The 18,770-nt window shown below is 32.7% G+C and carries 16 protein-coding genes; all 16 read right to left on the bottom strand.

From position 1 onward, the window contains the following. Positions 1 to 363 precede the first annotated feature (363 nt). Positions 364 to 1,854, bottom strand: a complete 1,491-nt coding sequence (gene lysS, locus HMPREF3131_RS01960; RefSeq protein WP_049420424.1) for a lysine--tRNA ligase — start codon at positions 1,852 to 1,854, stop codon at positions 364 to 366. A 161-nt stretch (positions 1,855 to 2,015) separates the two neighbouring features. Beyond that, a complete protein-coding gene (gene folK, locus HMPREF3131_RS01955; protein ID WP_017176407.1) occupies positions 2,016 to 2,495 on the bottom strand; it encodes a 2-amino-4-hydroxy-6-hydroxymethyldihydropteridine diphosphokinase in 480 nt (159 codons plus the stop codon). Then, positions 2,495 to 2,860 (bottom strand): dihydroneopterin aldolase, encoded by a 366-nt coding sequence (gene folB, locus HMPREF3131_RS01950; protein WP_017176408.1) that lies wholly within the window; start codon positions 2,858 to 2,860, stop codon positions 2,495 to 2,497. Before folB ends, folK begins: the two co-directional genes overlap by 1 nt. Next, entirely contained in the window at positions 2,838 to 3,641 is an 804-nt protein-coding gene (folP, locus tag HMPREF3131_RS01945) for a dihydropteroate synthase (RefSeq protein ID WP_017176409.1), read from the bottom strand. The genes folB and folP overlap by 23 nt, the downstream gene beginning before the upstream one ends. Before the next feature lie 181 nt (positions 3,642 to 3,822). Beyond that, the gene (cysK, locus tag HMPREF3131_RS01940) at positions 3,823 to 4,755 is read right to left on the bottom strand and encodes a cysteine synthase A (protein WP_002449949.1); all 933 of its coding nucleotides are present in this window, start codon (positions 4,753 to 4,755) and stop codon (positions 3,823 to 3,825) included. Between the two features lie 196 nt (positions 4,756 to 4,951). Further along, entirely contained in the window at positions 4,952 to 5,836 is an 885-nt protein-coding gene (gene hslO, locus HMPREF3131_RS01935) for an Hsp33 family molecular chaperone HslO (protein WP_017176410.1), read from the bottom strand. Between the two features lie 211 nt (positions 5,837 to 6,047). After that, positions 6,048 to 8,180, bottom strand: a complete 2,133-nt coding sequence (ftsH, locus tag HMPREF3131_RS01930; RefSeq protein ID WP_049415659.1) for an ATP-dependent zinc metalloprotease FtsH — start codon at positions 8,178 to 8,180, stop codon at positions 6,048 to 6,050. Positions 8,181 to 8,463: 283 nt separating this feature from the next. Beyond that, positions 8,464 to 9,003: a hypoxanthine phosphoribosyltransferase gene (gene hpt / locus HMPREF3131_RS01925; RefSeq protein ID WP_017176412.1), complete on the bottom strand. Its 540-nt coding sequence runs from the start codon at positions 9,001 to 9,003 to the stop codon at positions 8,464 to 8,466. After that, entirely contained in the window at positions 9,004 to 10,305 is a 1,302-nt protein-coding gene (gene tilS, locus HMPREF3131_RS01920; RefSeq protein ID WP_070436407.1) for a tRNA lysidine(34) synthetase TilS, read from the bottom strand. A 207-nt stretch (positions 10,306 to 10,512) separates the two neighbouring features. Continuing rightward, positions 10,513 to 10,914 carry a S1 domain-containing RNA-binding protein gene (locus HMPREF3131_RS01915; RefSeq protein ID WP_002449946.1) on the bottom strand — a complete coding sequence of 134 codons (402 nt, stop codon included), beginning with the start codon at positions 10,912 to 10,914 and terminating at the stop codon, positions 10,513 to 10,515. 134 nt (positions 10,915 to 11,048) lie between these two features. After that, a complete protein-coding gene (gene divIC, locus HMPREF3131_RS01910; protein WP_017176415.1) occupies positions 11,049 to 11,444 on the bottom strand; it encodes a cell division protein DivIC in 396 nt (131 codons plus the stop codon). A gap of 35 nt (positions 11,445 to 11,479) precedes the next feature. Continuing rightward, positions 11,480 to 11,761, bottom strand: a complete 282-nt coding sequence (locus HMPREF3131_RS01905) for an RNA-binding S4 domain-containing protein (RefSeq protein ID WP_017176416.1) — start codon at positions 11,759 to 11,761, stop codon at positions 11,480 to 11,482. Continuing rightward, positions 11,758 to 12,948 (bottom strand): MazG nucleotide pyrophosphohydrolase domain-containing protein, encoded by a 1,191-nt coding sequence (locus tag HMPREF3131_RS01900; RefSeq protein WP_017176417.1) that lies wholly within the window; start codon positions 12,946 to 12,948, stop codon positions 11,758 to 11,760. Before HMPREF3131_RS01900 ends, HMPREF3131_RS01905 begins: the two co-directional genes overlap by 4 nt. 2 nt (positions 12,949 to 12,950) lie before the next feature. Further along, positions 12,951 to 14,525 carry a polysaccharide biosynthesis protein gene (locus tag HMPREF3131_RS01895; RefSeq protein ID WP_070436406.1) on the bottom strand — a complete coding sequence of 525 codons (1,575 nt, stop codon included), beginning with the start codon at positions 14,523 to 14,525 and terminating at the stop codon, positions 12,951 to 12,953. Further along, positions 14,509 to 18,018, bottom strand: a complete 3,510-nt coding sequence (gene mfd, locus HMPREF3131_RS01890; protein ID WP_070436405.1) for a transcription-repair coupling factor — start codon at positions 18,016 to 18,018, stop codon at positions 14,509 to 14,511. Before mfd ends, HMPREF3131_RS01895 begins: the two co-directional genes overlap by 17 nt. Beyond that, positions 18,015 to 18,587, bottom strand: a complete 573-nt coding sequence (gene pth, locus HMPREF3131_RS01885; protein WP_002449969.1) for an aminoacyl-tRNA hydrolase — start codon at positions 18,585 to 18,587, stop codon at positions 18,015 to 18,017. The genes mfd and pth overlap by 4 nt, the downstream gene beginning before the upstream one ends. Between the last annotated feature and the right edge of the window lie 183 nt (positions 18,588 to 18,770).

Here is an 18,770-nt window from a genome sequence, read left to right as displayed (position 1 = left end):
GGTGTGACCTCCTTGCCATTGTCACCAGACAACAACTTACTTAAACAAGTATATTACTAATTAATTAATTTTTCAATAGTTAATTTTACACTTTATTAAAATTCTTTTTACAAGCGTTTTACAAAATTAACTTTCGTTTTTGACGACTTTTATATCTTATAATAAACAAAGTTTAATGTCAATAAGTTTTTAAAGATTTTTTGAATTAATTTTTAAAAAAGGATTTAATTTTTGAACACTCATAGTATACTACCACATCATATATATAATATCTAGTCCTTTTTTAATTAATTTTTTTCATTTTGTTTTTCATAAAAAAGCGTTGCTTACCTTAGCAAGCAACGCTTTTAATTTATATTGATCTTATTTTTGTCTCATGTAAGGGAATAATAATACATCTCTAATAGATGGTGAATCTGTTAACAACATAACTAAACGATCAATTCCAATTCCTAGTCCGCCTGTTGGTGGCATACCGTATTCAAGCGCTTCAATGTAATCTTCATCCATTTCATGAGCTTCATCGTTACCTTGTTCTTTTTCAACAAGTTGTGCTTCAAAACGTTCACGTTGATCGATTGGATCATTTAATTCTGTGAAGGCATTTGCATGTTCTCTACCTACAATAAACAACTCGAAACGATCAGTAAATCTTGGATCTTCTGGATTTTTCTTAGCAAGTGGAGAAATTTCAATTGGATGTCCATAAATAAATGTAGGTTGAATTAATGTTTCTTCAACTTTTTGTTCAAAGAATTCATTTAAAATATGTCCATATTTCATGTTTTCTGTAATTTCAATACCATGCTGTTTAGCTAATGCTTTAGCTTCTTCATCTGTTTTCACATTATAGAAGTTTACACCTGTAGCCTCTTTAACAGCGTCTACAATATGAAGTCGTTTCCAATCTGATTCTAAGTCAATTTCTTCGCCATTATATTGCACTTTTGCTGAACCTAATACAGTTTGTGCAATATGTCTAACCATAGATTCTGTTAAATCCATAATATCATGATAATCAGCATATGCTTCATATAACTCTATCATAGTAAACTCAGGATTATGGCGTGTTGATACACCTTCATTACGGAATACACGACCAATTTCATAAACTTTTTCTAATCCGCCTACAATTAATCGTTTTAAATGTAATTCTATCGCAATACGCATATATAACGTTGCATCTAGTGCATTATGATGGGTAACAAATGGTCGAGCTGCAGCACCACCAGCGATTTGATGCATCATTGGCGTTTCTACTTCTAAATAACCTCTTTGATTTAAATAATTTCTCATTTCTTGGATGATTTTACTACGGTTAATAAATGTACGAGTACTATCTTGGTTAGTAATTAAATCTAGATAACGTTGGCGATATCTTTGCTCAATATCTTGTAAACCATGAAATTTATCAGGTAATGGTCTTAAAGCTTTAGATAATAATGTAAATGATTTTGCTTTTACTGATAATTCGCCAGTATTTGTTTTAAACATGACACCTTCAATACCTACAATGTCACCTAAATCCGTTGTTTTCCAAAGGTTATCAAAAGGTTCTTCGCCAATTTGATCTTTACGTACATAAATTTGAATTTGACCAGTTAAATCTTGTACATGTGCAAATCCTGCTTTACCTTTACCACGTTTTGTCATTAAACGCCCTGCAATAGAAACATGACTTTCGTCTTCTTTTTCATGTAATTCTTCTTTAGAAAAATGATCCCATTTTTCTTTTAATTCACTTGCAGTAGCTGTGCGTTCAAAGCGTTTACCAAATGGGTCAATTCCTAAATCAATAAGTTCTTGTAATTTTTGTCGACGAACCTGCATTTGGTCATTCATTTCTTCTGACATTACTCTCTCTCCTTTAATCTTCCTGTTTTACTATTAATGGATGTTATGTACTTATTAAAAATATTGTAAAATATTTTCCATTCACTATTTTATACATAGTCACATAGTTAAATTCTTAAAATATATTTATATCTTAAGAATTTAAGCACTTATCTTAGCACTTAATCTTTATATTTCTTAACCGTATCATCTGGAAAAACTAAATCATGAATTTTCTGATTTAATCGTGGATCCTTTTTGTCCGATGCAATATCGTTCAACGGTATAAGTACAAAAGCACGTTCTTGCATTCGTGGGTGAGGTATACTTAAATTGTCTGTTTCAATAATATTATCACTATATAATAAGATATCTATATCTAATGTTCTAGGACCCCAACGTATTTCTCTTACTCGATGCAGTTGTTGTTCAATGTCTAAACAATGCTTAAGCAATTGCTGAGGTGACAACTCGGTTTCAATCTCTAAACACAAATTCAAGAAATTAGGCTGATCAGTATAGCCAATCGGTGCAGTTTCATATATCGATGATTGTTTTGTTACCTTTATACCCTTAATGTTTCCAATTAAATCAATTGCCTTAAGAAGTTGTTGTTTTCTATCACCAATATTACTTCCTAAACCTAAATATGCTTGTACCATTAACGATTCTCCCTCACTATTTCAATACCCACACCATCGTAATGACCAGGTATAGGTGGATTTTCTTTAGTGATTCTGACTTTCGTTTCCATTACACGATTATAGTGTGAATTTATACGTTTTGCAATACGTTCAGCTAGATGCTCGATTAAATTGCAAGGTGGACCTTCAACAATATCTTTTACATCCTCAAATACTTCACCATAATGCACAGTATCTTTAACATTATCTGTCTGCCCCGCTTTTGATAAGTCTACTTTTAAAGTTACGTCTACTAAAAAAATTTGACCTATTTCATTCTCAGCTGCGAGTGCACCATGATATCCATAAAACTTCATCCCTTTAAGAAAGATCATGTCGTTCATTTTCATTCTCCTTCAAAAAATCTATACCTTGAGCTAAACGTACATTTAATTCAACATTATGTACGCGAACTGCTTTTATGCCTTTCATTATACCATAGGCAGTAGTAGCAGCAGTGGCCTCATCTCTTTCTTTAGGTGTCGTATCAGTAGAAATCATATCTCTAATAAAACTTTTACGACTTGTCGCTAATAAAACTGGATACTCTGTAGCAACTAATTCATCTAATCGAGCCATTACTTCATTTTTTTCTTTTCTACTTTTGGGAAATCCAATTCCAGGATCTAACCATATTTTATGTTTTGGAATCCCTGCCATTTCTGCTTTATTTGCTTGCTTTATAAGTGTTAATAGCATTTCTTCTACAACTGGTTGGTCACGTTGGCCATCTCCATTATGCATTAACACAATTTCCGCTTCATATTTAGCAACTACATCTAAAATATGAGGATCATATAACCCAGCCCATTGGTCATTAATCATTGTGGCCCCTAATCTTAGACAAGCTTCAGCAACTTCACTGCGATATGTATCTATGGAAATTTGTACATTTAGTTTTACTAATTCTTCTACAACTGGCACTACACGTTGCATTTCTTCTTCTAAAGACACTTCTGTGTGCCCAGGTCTTGTTGATACGCCTCCTACATCAATAATATCTACGCCTTCATCAATCATTTCTTTAGCACGTGTAACTGCGTTATCAATTGAATTATACTGACCACCATCTGAAAATGAATCAGGCGTTACATTTAAGATTCCCATAATTTTTGTTTTACCCACTATCAATCATCCTTTGTTTTAAAAATAAATATGTATACTCACATGATACACTCATTTAGTCTATATTTCAGTATTGTTAACTAAAAGAACCTTTATACTAAAAAATAGCTGGCTCCGCCTTTTACGAAACCAGCCATTTCTTATTTAAAACATGATATTCAAATATCAACTTATATCATCATTAGTCATCGAATGAATATAATGGTGTAGATAAGTAACGTTCACCATTACTTGGTAATACTGTTACAACTGTTTTACCTTTACCTAACTCTTTTGCTTTTTCGATTGCTGCATAAATTGCTGCGCCTGAAGAAATACCTGCTAAGATACCTTCTTCTTTAGCCACACGACGTGATGTTTCCATTGCAGTTTCATTACCAACTTTAATGATACTATCATAAATATTAGTATTTAAAGTATCAGGTACAAAGCCAGCACCTAAACCTTGTAATTTATGTGGTCCAGGTTCTCCACCACTTAATACAGGAGATCCTTCTGGTTCAATTGCTACAATTTCAACGTTAGGATATTTCTCTTTTAAGACTTTACCTACACCAGATAGTGTACCGCCAGTACCAACACCTGCTAAGAAAGCATCAATTTGTTTGCCTTCAAATTGTTCAACTAATTCAGGACCAGTTGTTAATGCATGTACTTCAGGGTTAGCTGGATTTTCAAATTGTTGAGGTTCGAAATAACCATGTTCTTCTTTCAATTCTTTAGCTTTCTTAATAGCACCTTTCATTGCTTCAGATCCAGGTGTTAACACTAATTCCGCACCATATGCTTTTAATAAGTTGCGACGTTCAGAACTCATTGTTTCAGGCATAGTAAATACTGCTTTATAACCTTTAGCTGCACAAACAAATGCTAAACCAATACCAGTATTACCACTTGTTGGTTCTACAATTGTATCACCAGGTTTAATTTTCCCTTCTTTTTCAGCTTTTTCAATCATTGCTAAAGCAATACGGTCTTTTACAGAGCCACCTGGATTTTGATACTCTAATTTTACATATACATCTGCCGCATCTTCATCTACTACGTTTCTTAATTTTACTACCGGTGTGTTGCCAATAATTTGTGTAATATTTTCTACAGGTTTTTGTGCCATCGAAAAAACGCTCCTTTAACTTTCTAATTTAAAACTTAGTTTTTCTATCGGATATAACTATATTCTATCAGAATTTTCTAAAAAGACAAAGATATTTCTTTAAATATGATGTAATATTTTACTTTCATTAGTTACATTTAGTTCTTCCCATAAAAAAAGAGCAATAAACATACGTTTATTGCTCATCAACATTCTACTATTTTTTTATTGTATCAAGTAGTTCTTGAAGTTCGCCTTCAGAATAATGATATTTATTTCCACAGAAATGACACACGGCCTCAGCACCATGATCTTCTTTAATCATATCTTCAATTTCTGCTTCACCTAAACCTTTAATTGCATTTAGGAATTTTTCATGACTACAATTACATTCAAATTGTGCATCCATTGTTTCCAAAATTTGTACATTCTCTTCACCTAAAATTTCATTTAAGATACCTTCTGGTGTTAAGCCTTGTTCAATCAATTTAGAAACTGGCTGCATTTGGTTAATTGCATTTTCTAATTTAGTAATAGTTTCTTCTTTAGCGCCTGGCATGACTTGTATAATAAATCCACCCGCTGCTTTAATAGAATTATCAGGGTTAACAAGTACCCCTAATCCCACTGATGACGGTGTTTGTTCACTTGTCGCAAAATAATAAGTGAAATCTTCTCCAAGCTCACCAGAAACGATTGGACTTGCGCCTGAGAAATAATCTTTCATTCCTACATCCTTAACGACTTGAATTGCACCCTCAGTACCTACTGCTCGTCTTACATCCAATTTACCTTGATCATTAAGTGGAAAATGGGTTTGAGGATGGTCAACATATGCACGGACATTTCCTTGTGCATCTGCATCAGCAATAATTCGACCAATTGGGCCCTTACCATCTACTGTGACAGTAAGCTTTTGATCTCCTTTTAACATTGCCCCCATTAATAACGTTGCTGTCATTGTTCTCCCCATCGCTGCTGAAGCTGTAGGCCATGTATAGTGACGTGTTTGGCCTTCTTGAACTGATTCAGTTGTTAATGCAGCATACGCACGTACTTCTCCATCAAAAGCCAATGATTTAACAATATAATCATGTGTCATTACTCTAATCTCTCCTTTATGTTATTTTATTTCGTTTGTTTCATTTATTTTAAAATCTAATATTAAATCCTTTATTAAGAATATCTATTTTACACTGCTTATTTAAGAATATGAAGTAACTTGCTCTAGGGTATATAATGCTCCTATATCATATTAAAAACTCTTTCGATTAAGGTTATTTAACCCGAGTCGAAAGAGTTTTTATGACTAGCTATGATTCTCTATGATTTGAATCTGTTGGATGCTCTATATTTGGAGATTGTTCATAACCTGTTTCATCTCTATCATTTCGTTGTGAATGATTTTGAGATTGATTACGGTCTGAACGATGATTGTTTTTATCATGATCGATTCTGTCATCTTCTCTGCGGTCTTCTGCTTCATCTTTACGACCTTCTTCAAGTTGTTCTTCACGAATGTCATCATAAGATTTACCATATTTACCGTTTGAGAACTCAGAATCATCTTTATCTTCATCTTTTACCACTTTAGCTGCATCATAATCCACTGTTGGTAAAACACCATCATAGAATAATGAACGTATTTGTTCTGCTACTAGTGTTTCTTCAGTTAATAATGTTTTAGCAATCAGTTTCAATTGAGATTCATGTTCTAATAAAATTTGTTTACAACGTTCATATTGTTCTTTAATAATACGTTGAACTTCTTTATCAATTTCATAAGCAATTTGGCCTGAATAGTTAGGTTCACCTTGCATATCTTTACCTAAGAAGACTTGGCCGCCACCGCTTGTAGAGAATTGTAAAGGCCCTAATTTCTTACTCATACCATATTCAGTGACCATTGAACGTGCAATTTGTGTTGCTCTTTCAAAGTCGTTTGAAGCACCAGTTGATACTTCATGGAAGTTAATATCTTCAGATACACGACCACCTAAAAGACCACAAATTTTATCTAACAATTCTGGTTCTGTCATTAAGAAACGGTCTTGTTTAGGTAACATCATTGCGTAACCACCTGCTTGTCCACGAGGCACAATCGTTACTTTGTGTACAACTTCTGCTTCATCAAGTACCATACCAATGACTGTATGCCCTGCTTCATGATGTGCTACAATATTACGTTCTTTATCAGAAATAACACGAGATTTTTTCGCTGGACCCGCAATCACTCGGTCTGTTGCTTCTTCAATATCACGCATATCAATTTTATTTTTACCTTCACGTGCGGCAATCAATGATGCTTCGTTCAATAGGTTTTCTAAATCAGCACCAGAGAAACCAGGCGTTCTTTGAGAAATAGCTTTTAAATCGACAGTTTCATCAAGTGGTTTGTTTTTAGCATGAACATGAAGAATCGCTTCACGACCTTTAACATCTGGACGACCTACTTGAATTTGTCTATCGAAACGACCAGGACGTAATAATGCAGGGTCTAAAATGTCAGGACGGTTTGTTGCTGCAATCATAATGATACCTTCATTCTCACCGAAACCATCCATTTCAACTAATAATTGGTTAAGCGTTTGTTCACGTTCATCGTGACCGCCACCAACACCTGCACCACGTTGACGACCAACAGCATCAATTTCGTCTATGAAAATAATACATGGTGCATTTTTCTTAGCATTTTCAAATAAATCACGTACTCGACTTGCACCAACACCTACAAACATTTCAACGAAGTCAGAACCACTGATTGAGAAGAATGGAGCTCCAGCTTCACCTGCAACGGCACGTGCTAATAATGTTTTACCTGTACCTGGTGGGCCTACAAGTAAGACACCTTTAGGGATTCTTGAACCCATTTTCTTAAATTTCTTATTATCTTTTAAGAAATCTACAATTTCAATTAACTCTTGTTTTTCTTCGTCTGCCCCAGCAACATCTGAGAAGCGAACACGACGTTTTTGGTTGTCGTACATTTTTGCTTTGGATTTACCAAAGTTCATCATACGACCTCCACCGCCGCCACCTTGTGCTTGGCTAAGGAAGAATATAAATAAGAAAGCAATAATTAATACAGGAATAAGCGTTGTCAACATACTGACAAAGACACTTTGTTTTTCTTCTTCTTTAACTGTAAAATCTAATCCTTTTTGGCTACGAGCTTCACTTGTTATTTGTTGTAAATCTTTTTCGTTATTGTATAAAATCGTTGAAGAATAATCTTCATCATTTTTAGTTTTACCACTTACCAAGTACACATTTTGTTCAGGTTGGATTTCTAAAGTTTTAAGATCACCTTTATCCAATTTCTCTACAAACTGTGAATAGGAAAGTTGTTTCGGTGTATTTCCATTACCATTGATATATGAGAAAACACCGAATATAATAACGCCAATAATTGCGATAACTAGCACATTGCGAAAAGCTTTCTGCATGCGTCATTTCCTCCTATTTCTATAATAAAGCTAACAAAAATTGTAACATAATCTAGCTTATAAAGGCTAGTATTTCAACTTTTGTAGCGCTTTTCTAATTCTAGTTAATTATTTTATATTCATCATTTACTCATTCTTTGTTTTTGGCTTTACATATCTATGTATAGTCGTTTCACAAAATGACAATTTTGAATATAAAATGAGTCTACACTAATTTATATCGTTAGTATAGTTATTATATTTAAAATTCTATTTATTGTATTTGCTAATACATTATAAAATTTTATTTATTGTAAATTTCCGGTTTTAATGTACCAATGTAAGGAAGATTTCGATAATGCTCAGCATAATCTAAACCATATCCTACTACAAACTCATCAGGTATTTTTTTGCCAACGTATTTGGCTTCAATATCCGCTTTACGACGGTTCGGTTTATCTAACAATGTAACGATTTCTAATGAGTTAACTTTGCGTGATTGTAGTAATTCAGTAATTGATTTTAAAGTTGTACCTGTTTCTAAAATATCTTCAATAATAAGTACATCTTTGTTTTCAATAGAAGCACTTAAATCTTTTAAAATTTGTACCTCTCCTGTTGATTCTGTACCACCGTGATAACTTGAAACATCCATAAAATCAATTGCTAAATGTGTATCAATACGTTTAATTAAATCTGCCATAAACATAACTGAACCTTTAAGGATACCAACACAAACAAGTGGTTTATCTTTGTAATCTCTCGTTAATTGTTCACCTAAATCTTTACAAATTTCTTGGATTTCTTCTTCAGTTAATAAAATATCTTTTAAATCATCTTTCATTTATGAGTCATCTCCAATTTTTTTAATATCTATTATATGTTTAAAGCTTGTCGTCACATAAAGTTGTCCTATAGCTATCACTCGTTGTTTTGCATCTAAAATGATGGGTATTTGTGTACGTTCTATGCTATCAATTTTTTTATCAATAAATAAACGACTTACTTTTTTATGTCCATGACTACCATTTAACTTAAACTTATCTCCATCTCTACGTGTTCGAATCGTTAGAGGCCAATCTATTGCTTCATCATTCTCATTTGGATGAATTGTAATTAAATAATGACCAAATTGATATGTATAAGGACGTGTAACAATTTGTTCTTCAAGTAGAGATTGTTCATAATGAGCCATTATTATAAATTTATCATATGCAATTTGAATTATCCATTTTTCAGTGAGGGGAATTTTAATTTGAGATTGTTTACTCTCAATTTGTTCGAACCATTCATTATAATTTTTTTCTGAAAAAGATTTATTTAGCTGAAGCATCTCAAATAAACGATCTAATAAAATCATTTTTGAAATTTCATCTAGTTGATTAAAAGACGCTCGAGATAATTGTATACGTTCTTTATTAAGGTAAATGTTAACATGTTGTTCTATAAAACAACTTATTCGTTGTTGTGTAAGTTGTAATTGCATATCATGCCAATGTTTCAACTTTAATAATTGTTCTACATTGAAGTCCTTATTTTCATCAATAGCTGGTAAAAGTCGATTGCGAATGTCATTTCTTGCATATTTATTATGGTGATTAGATTCATCTTCATAAAAAGGCACATGGTGAATGGTTTGATACTGTTTTATATCATTTTTATATGTCTCTATCAGAGGACGACAAATAAAGTAATGATTTCGCTCAGTACATTCATTCATTCCTAATGAATTGCGTGTTGATCGACCAGTAAAAACGCGATAAAAAATCGTTTCAAGTTGATCATTTAAATGATGAGCAGTTAATAACACATCAGCATTTATCTTGCTCATCATTTCATCAAACCATTGATAACGTAAATCTCTCGCTTCAGATTGAATACTTTTTCCTTTTTCTACTATTTTAGATAAATCTAACTGTTTAACATAACAGGGGATTTGATATTGCTTGCAGAATTGTTTAATAAATCGTTCTTCTTCGACAGATGCATCTCTCAAACCATGATTTACATGCAAGCATGTTATAGATTGATATGAATGTGATAAGTCATTTAATAATTTATATAATAAACACATACTATCAATCCCTGTAGATACTGCAACAGCTAAATGATCCGTCTTTTTCCAAAGAGACGTTTTCACTTTCACATTACTGAACCTCCTGACTTAGGCTAAATAATTGATATAACGAAAAAAGAGTGAGATAGAACTTTAATTTCAGTTCTTTATCTCACCCCTGGCATAGATCTTACATGATCTTATGCACTTAAGTTATTATCAATACATATTAATCTAGAATAAATGATTGGAACCAGGGCTCCGTTAACTTAGCTATATTTATTCACACAGATGTAATTAACGTCTAGATCCTTTACCACCACGTCTTGATTCTGTTTGACGTTTAATAGAAGTCAATTTGTCTTCACTGTCTTTTAAGAAATTACTTAATTTCTTTTCAAAATCTTCTGCTTTTTGTTGAGGCGGTTTATTTTGATTAGATTTGTGATGTGGACGACGAGGACGATCTTTCGCTTTTTTAATTGAGAGACTGATTTTACCATCCTCTGCAATAGATAAAACTTTTACCTCCACTTCATCTCCAACTGATAAATGATCTTCTACATTTTCAACATAATTATCAGCAACTTCACTAATATGAACTAAGCCACTTTTACCTTCAGGTAATTCTACAAACGCACCAAATTTTTTGATACCTGTCACTTTACCTTTTAGCTTGTTTCCTACTTCGATTGACATATTCTAAATAAATCCTCCCGATAATGTTTCAATTTTAACCTTATTATATTCCTGTTTTAAAATTTACACAATGCTATAAAACGATTATTTTAAATTAAGCGTTTTACTTTAATTTTTAAAGTTGATTACTCTTTTTAATTATTACTAGAGGATTTAGAATTAGACGATGATTTATCATTAGGCAATTTAAAAATAATTTCTCCATTGTTACTTAAATAATAGTCATCTCGAGCAACTTTCTCTATATAATCTTTATCGTTAAGATTATTAAGCTCTTCTTTTAATGCTATTTCCTCATCTTGTTTCTTCTGAAATTGTTCTTCTTTATGCTTTCGTTCTATTGTTGCTTGATTGTTACTTTGTTTTTGGAAGACAAGCATGATAGATAGAATAATAATAATCGCTAATAATAATCCTCCAAAAACTGTTACTCTTCGACGAACGACACGCATTCGTTTTTGTTGACGTTGTTTCTTTCGATTTCGTTCTGAAGTATATTGATTATCAATATGTTCTACCTTTTTACTCATAACTTGTCACCTCCTTTAAACGTTTCAATCATAGACTACACTTCTTCAGATTGTGCAGATGGTTGAACTCGTTCTTCTTTAATCAGTTCATACATATTTTTAGCATTTTCTTTTGATGCGTGTTCACTTAATCCAGTTACTTTAACCGTTACACGTTTTTGTCCAAAACGAATGACTAATTCGTCTTCCACTTTTACATCTGTGCCAGCTTTAGCTACATTACCATTAATTGTTACACGTCCTTGATCACTAATTTCTTTAGCAAGTGTACGACGTTTTACAAGTCTTGATACTTTTAAATATTTATCTAATCTCATTTATCATTCTCCCCTTGTTGTAAATAATTTTTAAGGGTTTCTTCATTAAAATCCTTATTTTTGGTTTTATCATACAATGTCATAAAATGGTCTGCAAATACTTTCTCAAATTTCACACGAGGTATTTTACCTTCTTTTGCTTTTGCATTCTTCCAGACATCATTTAAATCTTCTATTGTTTCAACTGTTTTATCTCCGAATATGTGAGGATGTCGACGAATCATTTTAGCATTTAAGCTTTCAATAACTTCTTTAATATCCATATATCCTTCTTTTTTACCAATACTCGCATGAAGTAGCACTTGTAATAAGATATCTCCGAGTTCTTCAATCATATGCCAATCATCTTCATTATCTATTGCTTCAAACAATTCAAATGTTTCTTCTAATAAATAACGTTTAAGTGATTCATGCGTTTGCACACGATCCCACGGACAACCTTTTTCATCATCCACTAGATGGTCAATAATATAAACTGCAAAATCAAAATCAGTATACATATCTTCATCACGCGTTATTTTAGGCACAAATACACTTGTCAGATTGTTAAACATATCCTCATTATGATCTAACTCAAATAACGGTACTTCTAATACTTTAGCGCCTTGACTATTAGCGCCTGTAACTATCTTCACTTTAAAATCGTCCGGATAACGTTCCATTAATGTGAGTTTAACATCTGCTGCAATCATCGCACTATATACTTGTGTAATGAGAGTATGTGTTCGAATATTTAATGTGTTTTCTTTCAAAATAGTACCATCTAATAATGTAAATCCATCATTAGGATCTTCATCGATTGCGACAAATATATCATCTATAAAACTTTTCCCACCTAAAATCTTTACATGTATATCATCATTATTTTTATTATAATCAAGTAATTTAGCAGTCGTCGTTTCAGCTACACGAGGATGTCCAGGCACTACGTAAACAGTATCTTGTATACGTGTTTCTTCTATTAAAGTTTCAACAATATGTTGATACACTGCTTCAAATTGATCATACTTTTCGTACACGTCATCAAAGCTTTTAAATTCAATGTCACTTTTTAAATCTTTAATAACAGGATGTTCGAGTGTCCTTGCATATACACTCTGTTGCTGTTTCAAAAAGCGATAGACACCTAAAGGTAAATCATCCATACTATGATTGCCTATACCAACAATGGTAAGGGTATGCGTCATATCTATCTTCCTTTCTTTATGCGATACAGTTTATCGCCGAATGGTAAGTGTTTTAATTCTTTATATCCTAAAATATTCATATACATAACAAGGAATAGGAATATGAGACCCCCTATTCCTACTATAATTAACAACTCAATTAGACTTCCTAAACGGCCTACAGGAGGTAATAGCATTCGCAACCCCTGTATGACTACTGACATTATAATGAGCGCACTCATCAATTTAACAATAAACGCGCGCATGCGATTAAAACGATAATATTTAACGACCTCATAATGTAAAATAGTAACAAATATCATAAGCGAAAGCACTGTGCTTATACTTGCACCTAAAATTCCCATAAAGTAAATGAAAATCACATTAAAGATAATTTTAAATAGTAGTCCTGACATCACACCGATAAAAATAGGGCGAATTTGATTCATCACTTGTAAAAGTGCGATGTCCATCATGATAAGCGATACACCAATTACAGTAAGCATATAAATACTAAGTGTGAAGCTTAATTGATCTGTTTTGAAAAATACATGGTTCATCATCGGTAGTATATTAATAAGACCTATACCTGCTGCTACGCTAATGAGTAGAGTGATTTTTAAAGATGCATTTGTATAACGATTCATAAGAACATGATTATGATCAGACATTGCATCTGTAAGTAATGGAATTAGGACAAAGCTAAATGTAGTTGTCACTATTAAACCTATTTGAATAAATGAAGCACCTCTATCATAGATCCCTTTTTGCATAATCGCTTCTCTAAATCCTAAACCATATGTTTGTAGCATATGAACGACTGTAAAACTATCTATAAATTGCCATAAAATAACTAATAATTGACTTAATGCAAATACGAGAGTCGCAAGTATTAGCTGTTTCCAAGGAAGAGGATATGAGTGCTGATTTAATTGTAATCGGAAAGGTCTTGTTGCTAATAAATATAGACTAGAACCTAAAAACCCAAGGGCTGAGGCTAATATTGCAAGTGCTCCAGCTTGATAAATGGTCCACTCTTTAAACATAAACATTAAAATAGCTATAATAATAACACACACACGAATACATTGTTCTATTACTTGTGAAATAGCTGGTATATTCATTTGTCGTCTACTTTGATAAAAGCCTCTAATCACACCCAGAATTCCTATAAACAAATAGCTAAAACTTGCCATTTTTAACATTGGTGCTAAGTGAGCATCTCCCATTAACAGTGCTAATGGATGGGAGAATACTAAAATCACACTAAAAATAATAAGACCTATCATTTGAAATCTTAGAAGTGTTTTTGAAAATACTTCAGTTCCACTGTGACTTCCAAATACTTGAGTGACAGCACTAGGAACTGCATTCATTGATAGTATCATACCTAGCGCTACAATAGGATAAATTTGTTGATAGGCATATAATCCAGAGTCACCTAAAATATTTTGATATGGAACTCGATAAATTGCACTTAATACTTTAACAATGACTAAAGCAAGCGTTAAAATCACTACGCCATTAAATGCTGAATGTTGTCGTGAATTCTTAGAAGAAGATGAAACTTCAGATGACGATTTATAATTCGTACTCAAGTTCCATACTTCCTTCAAGACATTTTACTAAGAATTTTAAGTTTTCTAACCACTGTTTAGATTTTGTTAGAGTAATATGCATTTTACCTTCTTTAACACCCAACTTCATTGTTCGTCCTAAAGGTTGAGTTTGTTTAAATAATTCTTCACCATTTATCTGTTCTGTACCTTTAGTTGAAAGAAATACTTCAATTTGTTTTCCTTTATCTTTAATCAATGTCACGCCTGCATGTAAAGCATGTATTTTAATTTCTACCATTTCTAATAAACGTTCTACTTCTACAGGATAATCATTGAAGCGATCAAGTAATTCATCTTTCACATCAAAAAGCTGTTCTTCAGTTTCAACTTTACGCAATTTCTTATAAATTTCTATTTTAGCTTGTTCATTTTGAATATACTCTGCTGGTAAATACGCGTCTAAGTGTAATTCCATTTCAACATCTGGTGCATCAGGCGTTTCTTCTGTAATACCACGTTTTTCGTTTACCGCTTCTTCTAACATTTGAGAATACAAATCAAAACCTACTGAATCAATGAATCCATGTTGTTGCTTACCTAATAAATTACCGGCTCCACGTATATTTAAATCACGCATGGCAATTTTAAATCCTGAACCTAATTCAGTGAATTCTTTAATCGCTTGTAAACGTTCTTCAGCTGTTTCTGTTAATACTTTATTAGCAGAATGTAAGAAGTAAGCATATCCAATACGACTTGAACGTCCTACTCTACCCCGTAATTGATAAAGTTGACTTAAACCAAAACGATCCGCTTCTTCTATGATTAATGTGTTCGCATTAGGCACATCGACACCTGTTTCTATAATGGTTGTTGTAACTAAAATGTCGTACTCTCCATTAATAAAACTCAACATGGTTTCTTCCAAATCTCGCTCTGTCATCTGTCCATGAGCAACAGCAATGTTTGCTTCTGGCATCAACATTTGTAACTGTTCACGCTTTTCATAAATAGACTGTACTTTATTGTAAAGGTAGAATACTTGTCCATCACGAGAAAGTTCACGTTCTAAAGCCTCTTTAATAAAATTACTATTTTGCTCTAATACATAGGTTTGTACAGGGAAGCGGTTTTCTGGGGGCGTTTCGATGACAGATAAGTCACGTACACCAAGCATACTCATATGCAATGTTCTTGGAATTGGTGTAGCTGTAAGTGTCAATACATCTACATTGGTTTTCAATGTTTTAATACGTTCTTTATGACGTACGCCAAAACGTTGTTCTTCATCGACAATAAGTAATCCTAAATCTTTATATTGAATGTCTTTACTCAATAGTTTATGTGTTCCAACAACGATATCAACGTATCCAGATTTTAGACCTTCTTTAGTCTCTCTAACTTCCTTAGCAGTACGGAATCGACTAATCAACTGAATTTCTACTGGAAAATCTTGCATCCGTTCAATCAATGTTTCGTAGTGTTGTTGCGCTAGAATCGTTGTAGGCACTAAAAAGGCAACTTGTTTGCCTTCCATGACAGCTTTAAAGGCCGCGCGTACAGCAACTTCAGTTTTTCCGTAACCCACATCTCCACATAACAAGCGATCCATTGGACGTTCCTTTTCCATATCTTCTTTAATTTCTTCAATAGATTTAGCTTGGTCTGGTGTAAGTTCATATGGGAAGTCCATTTCGAAATCATGTTGCTCAGCCGTATCTTCACCATATTGATAACCTACTGACATTTCTCGTTCTTTATATAGTGCAATAAGTTCATCTGCGATATCTTCAACACTTTGTTGTACTTTGGCTTTTGTTTTTTTCCATTCTGAGCCGCCTAATTTATTTAATTTAGGCGATTTATCTTCTGAAGCAACATATTTTTGTACTTGATCCATTTGATCAACAGGTACAAAAAGTTGATCGGTTCCTTTATATTGTAATTTAATATAATCTCTATGGACGTCTCCAACTTCTAGTGTTTCAACACCTAAATAACGTCCCACACCATGGTGCACATGGACAACATAATCTCCAACATTTAAATCTTGATAAGATTTAATTTTTTCAGCATTAGAAATTGTTTTAGTTCGTTTTCGTTGTTTTTTCTGTTTTGTTTTAAATAATTCTCGTTCCGTAATTACAACAAGTTGCATATAAGGCAGTTCGAAACCTTCTGATAGACTACCTTCTGTTACAATTGCTTGTCCACTTTCAATCTCTGAGTGAATATTTGTAACAGTAGGAATATGCATTTCATTAAGCATCGATTGAATACGCTCAACTTTCGTTTCCGTTTCTACAAGTACTACAATAGTGTAATTATTGCTTACATAACGTTGAAATTCTGAACGCATAATGTCATATTGTCCATAAAATTGTTGCACTGGCTTACATGAAAATTTAATAATATGTTGCAACTTCACTGGCATAGAGGATGTAAATAATGTGAAATATGTGACTGGATAATGATTGATTAACGTTTCAAACCCATCATATTCCATAAATGACTGCCCAATAAATCCGTTACCACTTTCAATTAAGTTCTGGATAAAATCATCTACTTCAGTAGTCAATGTCTTTTCAGTTTCTTTAATACGATTATATTCATCAACTACTACAATGGCATCTTTTTGGAAATAATCGATTAGTGTAGAAGGTGTGTCATACATAAAAGCAACTAGACGGCGAAGTAATTGATGATCAAAGAAAGTGGATTCAAATAATTTAAAACTTTCATATGTTTCTTTCAAATCATTTCGTACAGATTTATCAATTTTAGGACGTGTTTGTTCATATGCTTTTTGTAATTCTGTTTGAAGATGATTAATCACATCTTCCGTAATAATATAATCACTCGCTGTAGTGATATCTACCTTTTCAATATTCTCATTTGAACGTTGTGTTTCTACATCAAAGTCTCGAATCGAGTCGACTTCAGTATCAAATAATTCAATTCTAACTGGTTGACCGATAAGAGGATAAATATCAATGATGCCACCTCGTAGAGAAAACTCACCAATATGAGAAACGACACTTTCACGTCGATATCCCATGTTGACTAGTTTATTTAAAAATTCATCCACATCGATATCATCGCCAACTTCTAAAGTCATTTGATGATGTTTCCACAATTCTACTGGAGTTAACCATTTTTTCAAACCATTTAAAGGAACGATAAATAACCCTTTCTTATCATGAGATAATGCCGTTAAAGTTCTAACACGTTCACTCATAAGTTGTGGGCTTTGAGTTGAAAATTCCTCTGTCATAATATCTTGGACTGGATATTTATAAACTTCAGAATGATCAATGTATTGCAATATATCAGTTTCTAATTTATCTGCTTGATATAAATTATTTGTGATTAATAGCATTTGCTTATCATCATTCAAGTATTTTTCAGCAATAATGGTTGCTTTGGCTGAGGGAGATAAACCTGTAACTAAAATATTTTGGTTGCCAAAGACTTCGTCAAGTTCCTGGAATCGTTTGTCATTTTGAATATAGTCAGAAATAATCGTTCTCAATTGACTTCTCCATTATATTCATTCATAACATGATCGAAACGAGACGTCTCAATAAATGCTTCCACTGCTTGTGCAGCATGTTCAATTACTTTTTCCATTGTCATCATTTCTTCATTAGAAAATTTTTGTAATACATAATCTGGAACTGACATACCATTCGTTGGTCTCCCTACTCCAATACGAATACGCTTAAATTGATCTGTACCTAAATGTTTAATAATCGATTTCATTCCATTATGTCCACCTGCACTTCCTTTTTGACGTAGACGAATATGCCCTTGAGATAAATCCATATCATCGTATAAAACGATTAAATCTTCAACTTCTACATTATAGTAATCCATTAAAGGTCCTACAGCTTCTCCTGATAAATTCATCATAGTCATTGGCTCGATAAATAGCACTTTATCCCCATTTAAACGTTCAATAGTATAAGCGCCTTTGAATTTTTGTTTATCTAATGTAAATTGATTTTTATCTAAAATATAGTCAATCACTTCAAAGCCAATATTGTGTCTTGTTCGTTCAAAACGTTTACCTATATTACCAAGACCCACAATACATTTCATACGTTGCAACCTCCATTGTGTTCATCTTTTTGATTGATTTGAACATTTAATTTAATATGTGTCGATTACTCCTTATTTTATAATATTACTCAATATAATACAAAAAGAGAGTAGGAAAGAAATTCAATGATTTCGTAACCCACTCTTTTATAAGTTATCAAACTTCAACTTTTATTTTAACAT

This window comes from Staphylococcus sp. HMSC14C01, assembly GCF_001808085.1.
In the GTDB taxonomy this organism is placed as follows: domain Bacteria; phylum Bacillota; class Bacilli; order Staphylococcales; family Staphylococcaceae; genus Staphylococcus; species Staphylococcus hominis.
Note: the sequence above shows the minus strand (reverse complement) of the source record. Positions and strands in the feature narration are given on the sequence as shown.

Bases quoted from the DNA above. Each gene is read 5' to 3' on its own strand.
- lysS (WP_049420424.1), bottom strand. From the start codon at position 1,854: ATGTCAGAAGAAATGAATGACCAAATGCAGGTTCGTCGACAAAAATTA.
- folK (WP_017176407.1), bottom strand. From the start codon at position 2,495: ATGGTACAAGCATATTTAGGTTTAGGAAGTAATATTGGTGATAGAAAA.
- folB (WP_017176408.1), bottom strand. From the start codon at position 2,860: ATGAACGACATGATCTTTCTTAAAGGGATGAAGTTTTATGGATATCAT.
- cysK (WP_002449949.1), bottom strand. From the start codon at position 4,755: ATGGCACAAAAACCTGTAGAAAATATTACACAAATTATTGGCAACACA.
- hslO (WP_017176410.1), bottom strand. From the start codon at position 5,836: ATGACACATGATTATATTGTTAAATCATTGGCTTTTGATGGAGAAGTA.
- ftsH (WP_049415659.1), bottom strand. From the start codon at position 8,180: ATGCAGAAAGCTTTTCGCAATGTGCTAGTTATCGCAATTATTGGCGTT.
- hpt (WP_017176412.1), bottom strand. From the start codon at position 9,003: ATGAAAGATGATTTAAAAGATATTTTATTAACTGAAGAAGAAATCCAA.
- HMPREF3131_RS01915 (WP_002449946.1), bottom strand. From the start codon at position 10,914: ATGTCAATCGAAGTAGGAAACAAGCTAAAAGGTAAAGTGACAGGTATC.
- divIC (WP_017176415.1), bottom strand. From the start codon at position 11,444: ATGAGTAAAAAGGTAGAACATATTGATAATCAATATACTTCAGAACGA.
- HMPREF3131_RS01905 (WP_017176416.1), bottom strand. From the start codon at position 11,761: ATGAGATTAGATAAATATTTAAAAGTATCAAGACTTGTAAAACGTCGT.
- HMPREF3131_RS01900 (WP_017176417.1), bottom strand. From the start codon at position 12,948: ATGACGCATACCCTTACCATTGTTGGTATAGGCAATCATAGTATGGAT.
- pth (WP_002449969.1), bottom strand. From the start codon at position 18,587: ATGAAATGTATTGTGGGTCTTGGTAATATAGGTAAACGTTTTGAACGA.